This is a genomic window from Candidatus Binataceae bacterium (genome assembly GCA_036495685.1).
Lineage (GTDB): Bacteria > Desulfobacterota > Binatia > Binatales > Binataceae > JAFAHS01.
On sequence record DASXMJ010000050.1, the window covers coordinates 1 to 7,895 of the forward strand.

The 7,895-nt window shown below is 58.4% G+C and carries 3 protein-coding genes; 1 reads left to right on the forward strand and 2 read right to left on the reverse strand.

The genetic code is table 11. From position 1 onward, the window contains the following. Positions 1–1,226: patatin-like phospholipase family protein (locus tag VGI36_05570; GenBank protein ID HEY2484594.1), on the reverse strand; the 1,226-nt coding region annotated here is incomplete at its 3' end. Positions 1,227–1,264: 38 nt separating this feature from the next. On the opposite strand from VGI36_05570, the gene VGI36_05575 reads away from it, so the two are divergent. Beyond that, positions 1,265–4,366, forward strand: coding sequence for an MFS transporter (locus VGI36_05575; GenBank protein ID HEY2484595.1), 3,102 nt, complete (start codon positions 1,265–1,267; stop codon positions 4,364–4,366). Positions 4,367–5,332: 966 nt separating this feature from the next. Here the strand turns inward: VGI36_05575 and VGI36_05580 are convergent. Then, entirely contained in the window at positions 5,333–6,805 is a 1,473-nt protein-coding gene (locus VGI36_05580) for a nitrilase-related carbon-nitrogen hydrolase (GenBank protein HEY2484596.1), read from the reverse strand. Positions 6,806–7,895 lie beyond the last annotated feature (1,090 nt).

The following is a 7,895-nucleotide window of genomic DNA, read 5'->3' on the forward strand; positions in this document are numbered from 1 at the left end:
TGCTCAACCATTTCTCCGGAATAGCGGTCGATCGGCACACCCGCGGATTTGATCAGAACATCGATGCTTCCTGGTGGGGTCTCCGACTTGTTCCACTCGGTCGAGGGCGCGGACAACGAATTGACGACAAAAATGATGATACTGCGAGTGCCGTCGAGCGGGGTCGGTTGGCCGTCGTCGTGCATCGCTTCGTAGGTTTCTAGTACATCCAGCACGCTGCGGAGACCCAGGTTGTCCGATATGCCCCCATCCACCAGGTGGAAGTACGGATCTTCGACGCCATTATCGAGTTCCAGTAGTTCGCGCAGACGATTGAGAGCACGAGCTGCCGGCCGTGGCGGTTTGGGAAGTTCTGCAAAAGTCCGAAGCCAGGGCGGTGGTTGGTAGTCGCAACTCCCACCGTAGTTGTTGATCGTTAGGGGCGACAGTGCGACCGGTACAGCGGACGATGACGCGGCGGCGCGCGAGAGTCTGACCGGGTGGAGATCCGCGCACATGACGTCAAAATTCTGCGGTATGAAGACGATCCGCGCACCTGTCCCGAGTTCTGTCGCGCTCACCGCGATCATCGGCCCGCCCGCGCTATAGAGGTCAGCGAACGTGGCCCCATTGAATAGAATTTCGTCGTATAGCTGCGCCGCTACCTCGGAACGCCCCCACCCAGTCGACGAGAATGTACCCCAATTCAGAGGATTGAGGATTCTCGAAGTCAATTCACCTTGCACGTCACGCTTGAGAAAGCGCGCCGGGTACTCATCAAACAAGCGGTCTCCATAAAGACCATACGCAAGGGCCGTGAAACTGCCGCCGGACACGCCAGTGATCACGTCGACCTCGTCGAGTAGCGAGGTCTGGCGGCCGGTGTTAGTGACAAGTTCCATGCTCCGCAGCGTCTCGAGTACCCCGTATGAGAAAGCCGCGGCCCGCGTGCCTCCACCCGAGAACGCGAGGACAACAATGTCTTGCGGATCGCCGCGATGCCACTGCCTCTGGACCTGACGCAGACTGCTGGGGTCGTATTTTGCGATCGGCGGATTGACCTGACGGGTCGCACATCCGCCTAGCAGCAGAATCGATGTCAGGACGAACGGCAGGAAGGCGGGCGAAAAAGTCATACACTTGTTTCGGGCGACATCCCAGCGAGAAACGATGGCGATTAGCATGGTGACTGATGCGACTATATAGAATGTGATACAGTCCGGCGCCAGTGGGGGCGGGATCGCCATACGTATCGCCGGCCCCATCCGTGAGCGGCAGGGTCGGTATGAGGTCGCCGCGCTTCCTGGCTTTCCTGATAGCGCAGGCGCTCGGCGCAGCCAACGACAGCGCGCTGCTGGTGCTCTTCCTGATGACAGTAGTTAGCGCTGAGGCGCGCGAGCTGCGCTACTCGAGGCTGGCGACGGCGATCTTTCCCATCCCGTTCCTGTTGTTCTCGCCGCTCGCGGGATACCTCTCGGATCGATTCGCAAAGCATCGGGTTCTGCTCTGGACCAAATGCCCCGAAGTGCTGGTGATGACGCTCGCGACGATCGGCTTCGGCTTGAGTAGCATCCGGTTCCTGTTCGTGGTCTTGTTCCTCTCCGCCACTCGTATCGCGTTCTTCTCGCCTGCTAAGTACGGGATCCTGCCCGAGGTTTTCGAAGACAAGGATATCTCGGAAGCCAATGGTATCGTAGAACTGACTACTTATCTGGCTATTCCAGCCGGATCAATCGCTGGCGTTTATTTCTACAGCGTCTTTCGGCAGCATCTCGCCGACGCCGGCATCGTCTTCGTGGTGGTCGCGTGTCTCGGGACGGTGGCAATCGCGTTCGCACCCAAAGCCCGGGCGGGAAATCGCGATGCGCATTTCGCGTGGAACGTAGTCAATTCATTTCATTCCGATTTCGCTGAAGTTTGGCGCGGGTCGACCTTGTACTACACAGTCGTCGGTATCGCCTGGTTCGGATTCCTCGGCTCATTCTTTCTCAACGTTGTGCCGGTGTTCGGAAGGAGCGAACTGCGCCTCAGCGGGGAACGGACCGGACTATTGCTAGCGATGCTTTCGGTTGGAATCGGACTTGGCGCGCTCATTGCCGGCCGCCTTTCCAAAAAGCACGTTGAGATCGGTCTGGTTCCGTTCGGCAGCCTGGGTATCACCTTGTTCTCCCTCATGCTCGCACGCTCCGGTGCGGGACGGCCGATATACCTGCTCGCGATCCCGTCCGATACGGCACTGGATCTGCTCCTGCTCGGATTTTCCGCCGGATTCTTCATCATCCCGCTTAATTCCTTGCTCCAGCAGCAAGCGCCGGCCGGGATGAAAGGGCGTCTACTCGCTTTCGTGAACGTACTGTCATCCAGCGCGGTGCTGATTGCCGCGGTGCTGTCATGGCTGTTGACGGGCCCTTTCGGGATGACGACGCGCCAAGCGACGCTAGTCGTGGCACTGCTAACGCTGGCCGGCAGCATCTACGTGGTCCGAATGCTGCCCGATTTCCTGGTGCGCCTGGTGACGTGGCTGGTTACCAGTACGATTTACAGGATCCGCACGGTGGGCGACGAGAATATCCCGGCCGAAGGAGCATTGTTGGTCGCGAATCACGTCTCGTGGATTGATGCACTTTTGATCGCGGCATCGACCGACCGCATGGTTCGCTTCCTGATGTTCCGCCCATATTACGAGTGGCGCGGACTTAACTGGTTCTTCCGCATGATGCACGTGATCCCGGTCGCTGCGAACGACCCGCCGGAAAAAACCGTGGACTCGCTTGAGCGAGCGCGCCAGGAAATCCGAAGTGGCCATACAGTATGCATCTTCGCCGAGGGCAGCATCACGCGTACAGGCAATCTGCTCAAGTTCAGGCGCGGCCTTGAACGGATCGCGTCGCACGTCGGTTGCGCGATCGTCCCGATCTATCTTGATGGAGTCTGGGGCAGCATCTTCAGCTTCGAGCGAGGACGCTTCCTATTCAAGTTGCCCAAGCGCCTGCTCGAGCCGATCACGGTCTATATCGGGGAGCCGATGCCTTCGACGACCACCGCAAATGAGGTTCGGCAGGCGATACAGCAGCTCTCTGTCGACGCGTTTCGGGCCCACAAAGAATGGCAGGTGCCGTTGCACGTCGGGTTCATCCGCCGCGCGAAGCGGCGGCGACGCAAGATCCTAGCGGCGCAAGCTGACGGCTCGCGAATCAGCTTCGGCACCACGCTCGTACGCGCGATCGCCCTGAGCCGCAGCGTCAGCCAGACTTACACGAACATCGGAGACGAGCGCATCGGCGTCATGATGCCATCCGGCATCGAGGCCATGCTGGCGCATTTCGCGATCTGGTTCGCGGGCCGCATCCCGGTCGATATAGATGCAACAGACTCAGCCGCGACGGTACGCTCGATAATCACGAGTTCGAAGCTGACCGGGATCATCGCCAGCCGCGAGGTTATCAATTCCTGGTCCACCCAATTGTTGCCCGCGCGTCTAATTCCATTCGATGAACTTGCGAAGGTGGCGCGGCGCAGCCGAGTTGTGATGCTCAAAGTCCTGCTCTTCCTGTTGCCAACCCGCCTGATGGCGCACTTCTTAGTGCGCGGCAACATCAGCAACGTCGACCAGGTCGCAACGATTCTGTACTCCTATCCCGATGATCATTCTCAGGCACCGCGGGGTGCGATGCTGACTCATCACAACTTGCTTTCTAACCTCGAGTCCCTGCGCCAGGTCTTTCGGGTTACTAGCCGCGACTGCATTCTCGGAACCGCAACCTTCGCAAACGCGCTGAGTTTCACAGGAACGCTGCTTCTGCCTGCGCTCACCGGAGCAAGTGTCGCCTACGGAGCGAAACTCGTCGCCAGCGATCTGTTAGGGCAGTTCTGCCGCGAGAACCGGGTTACGTTGATTCCGGCGTCGCCAGCGCTGCTTGATCAACTGATCGTCCACGTCTCGTCCGAAGACTTCAGCGATCTGCACCACGTCGCGGTGGGAGGCGCACCTCTCAGTGAACCGTTGCGGGATCGCTTCGCTGCGAAATTTGGCGTCGAGCCGCTCGAAGGCTATGGCTGCCCCGAATGCGCTCCGATCATCACTCTCAACATTCCTGACTACGGGTCGGGTTCGCGTCGCCAGACCGGACGACGTGCCGGTACTGCAGGTCATCCACTGCCGGGAATCTCAATTCGAATCGTCGATCCCGCAACCGGCCGGGAAGTGTCGCAGGGAACCGAAGGGTTCCTGCTGGTGCGCGGCCCTAACGTGATGAAAGGTTACGTCGACAGCGCGGAGTCGCCTACGGGCATGCTCAGCGACGGCTGGTTTCGTACCGGCGAGCGCGCGAGCATCGACAACGACGGTTTCCTCAAAATCGCTCGGCTTGTGGAACAATCGGGATAACTCCTATCGAGGGTGCGCACAACCCATCACAACTCAAGACTTTCGTCCGGGTTAGTGACAGCCTCCCTGGAGGCCGGGATCCTCTTTTGGCTACGTGAGCGCCAACTATCGGGCGCCGACTATGCCTTAAAACGTTGGCACCAAACGTTCGAGAGGGCGTTTAAAATGGATGGCGGTGTGGACAAGTTGATTGAAGGGGGCCCCGCGGCCGAACGACAATACTTAAAGGAGGCAACCCGACGATTCTGAAGGCCCTCACCGACGACGCGTTGAAGTTCTACGTAGCCTCCACGCAGTAGGGCGCGGACGCGCAGAGCAATTCCACGTCGGAACCAACGGAAGTGCGGAGGGCAAAACTCGTCAGGCGAGCCCGAGGTAGCTCTTCGATCGTTCCGACTGCAGCACCCAGCTGCCCTGAAGCGGAAATTTTCTACCGGACTATGTTCCTTCAATCGGCGCGGCGCATCCTGGACAGGCGATCGAAAGTGTCGTCGGTAAAATTTTTCAATCCGCTTGGGTCTAATGGGCGAGGCAATTCGTGGCGAAAAGAGTATCGACCTCTAGGAGCCGCGCGTCTTTTCGCATGTGGCACTTCCAGCCCGCCGCTCTGGCCAGCACCAAGTTTGGAAAACCCAGTTTGCGCTAGAATGCAGGACGATGTAGTTGGGACCTGCCAGCGGCTGAGAAGGACCAATGAAGGCTTGGTGTCAAACTGGGCGGGGAGCTGAAATGAGGGCCCTCACGGCGGACCGAGCGACACCTGCCAGCAAGCTTGGAGCCTTTCGAGGGGCAGAAAGCGGAATCGCACAGCCGCTTCGAATATGCGGCCGTCCCCAAGCAAGCTTCTGTCGCAGTATCAGCTCCTAACCTTCTGCCATCGCACGAAGAATGATGCTCATCTTGCAGGGCTCTCATGCATCGGCATCCGCACTGGATGCACACCGCGAAGTCATGCGATGAGCTGTTCTAGGTCTCCTCTATCTCATCTGTCTCTTCCACCCGTTTGGGACGCAGCGAGAACACACTCAACGTTATTCCGAAGACCAAGGCCAGCCAACCGAAGGTGTCGCCGATTCGGTTGTACACAGTCATTCCCGATCCGATGGGGACTTTCGCTTCCAGGCCGGCGTAGGGTCGCGCTGAGCTGCGTGTCTGGTAGAGCACTCGACCATAAGAATCGCTGATCGTGAGAAGTCCGTCTCGCGCCGCACGGACGACGGAGTAGCCTCCCTCAACTCCGCGCAGAACCGCTACTCGAGAATGCTGCCAAACGCCGCGTCCGAAGTCATATGCGGGCACCAGCATCAACCGCACGTCTCCTCGACCATATTCGCGTCCGAGGCGGGGAAAATCCATGTCTTTGCCGATGGCGATTCCGGTCAAAACACCTTCGACAATTCTCACTATTCTCATATGCCCCGGGACGAACACGCCCTCGACACCGGGGACCAGGTGGCGCTTGGAATAGTCCGCGTCCAGTGCGCCAGGAGGGCTCAACAACCATGCACGATTTTCCTCGTGATCCTGAGCAGCGATAGTTACTCCCACCAGCAGGTAGACCCTGTCGGCCTCACCCAGCTGGTGGAGAGCCTGACGCATCGCTTCGGCCTCAGCCGGGGTGAAGGTAGCGATCTTCTGCGGCAACACTACGACGAGTGCGCCGCGCCGCGCCATGTCGTCAATTCCGGTTTTGTAGGTGGTCCATGGTGGCGCGTCGATGGAGCTGGCCTGAATGTTTTGCGGCGTATCTTCCACTACCAACCCGATTGGTATCTCGTATTGGCGCCGCGCGAGCGCCAATCTTACGAAGCCAAATGCTATCGCCGCGAAGACGAGCGAGCCCGCTACTGCATATGCCCTGCGAAATTGACCCGGCTCCGAGCGTTGGTGCCACGCGATCGCCAGAGTGGACGCGACCAGGTTCACGACGAATACGATGCCGCTGGTTCCCGCGAGCGACGCAATCTGGATGACTGGGATCGCGTTCATTTGGCTGTAGGCGAAGCTTGCCGATGAGCCTTGAGCCGAGAATGAGCTTTCCAACATGTCGAAGCCCGCGGTCAGCGCGGGATACACGAAAATGGAGAGCCAGTGCCGCCAATGAACCACAGCCTGTCGCGCCAAACTGACGGAGATGACAAGGGCGATTGCCCGGCCGAGCGGAACCAGCACCATCAGCATTGGCCCCCCAATCTGGAGGTAGTAACTGGCCCTGCTGATGCTCCCCAGCAGCGACGCGATCACCGCAAGCACCACTGTCTCCCGCAGCGGTGCCGAGAATGACGCCGCGAGCAGAGGTGTCGCTGCAATCCAGGCAATAAGCCAAAACGGATGCAGACTCATCGCGACTGAAATCATGACTCCTGAGCCGATAGCTGCGATAAAGCGTTGGCGGGATGTGTCGAGTGAAGGAAATGTGTCGAGTGAAGGAAATGTCATCGGAGGAGCTACTAAACGGTAGCAGGATTTCCGAAAAAAAAGAGTTTTACCACACTCGCCGGTGGTCGCACCGATGCGGGCCTTCGATAGGAATTCCGCCTTCGGCAACGACCCTGCTCAAGTACCGTTTCAGTTCTCGTTGTATGCGCGGTGGGGCACGCAGCGCACGCTGAGGGTGATCTTCGTGCGCGACCGGTGCGCCGGACAGGGTGAAAATTGACGACAAAAATGATGATACTGCGAGTGCCGTGGAGCGGGGTTGGGCTTGGCTTGCGGAAGAATCTGGATAACTCTTATCCACGGTGCATACAGTCCATCATAACTCAAAACTCGTCCGGGCTAAGTCACAGCCTTCCCCCTGAGGTCGAGATACTCTCTTCGCGACGTTAGCGCCAACTATCGGGCGCCGACTATGCGTTCAAACACTGGCGCCACACGTTCGAGAGGGTGTTTAAAATGGATGGTAGTGGGGACAAGTTGATTGAAGGGCCGCGCGGCCGAAGGACAACGCTTAAAGGAGGCAGTCCGGCGATCCTTCGGCCCTCACCGACCACACGTTAAAGTTCTACGTAGCCTCCACGCAGTGGGGGCGGACGCGCAGAGCAATCCCACGTCAGAACCGACGGAAGTGCGGGAGGCCAGACTCGTCTGGTGAGTTTCCGAGGTAGCTCTTCAATAGTTGCCGACCGCGGCACCCAGCAGTTCTGAAACGGAAATTTTCTACCGGGGTGTGTTCCTTCAATCGGCGCGGCGCATCCTGGACAAGCGATCGAAGGTGTCGTCGGTAAAGTTTTTCAATCCGCTTGGGTCCAATTGGCGAGGCAATTCGTGTCGAAAGAAGCGATTGAGGATGAGACACTAAGAAAAGCGACGAGACTCGCCGTCTATTTGCTCAAAGTGACGATTTCAATTGTCGGAACCGTTGCTGATCTTTACGACCAATCTGATCGGTCCGGTATCTAGCGGTCGTTTAAAGCTTTGCATTAACAAGCGCTATGCATTAGATAGCAGCCAGAAAACCGAAGTCACTTACCCGCCGTGATGGTCGTTCTCGCGATTTTCGTCGCCCTCTTTTTTGTATTTAGTCTGG

Bases quoted from the DNA above. Each gene is read 5' to 3' on its own strand.
- VGI36_05575 (HEY2484595.1), top strand. From the start codon at position 1,265: ATGAGGTCGCCGCGCTTCCTGGCTTTCCTGATAGCGCAGGCGCTCGGC.
- VGI36_05580 (HEY2484596.1), bottom strand. From the start codon at position 6,805: ATGACATTTCCTTCACTCGACACATTTCCTTCACTCGACACATCCCGC.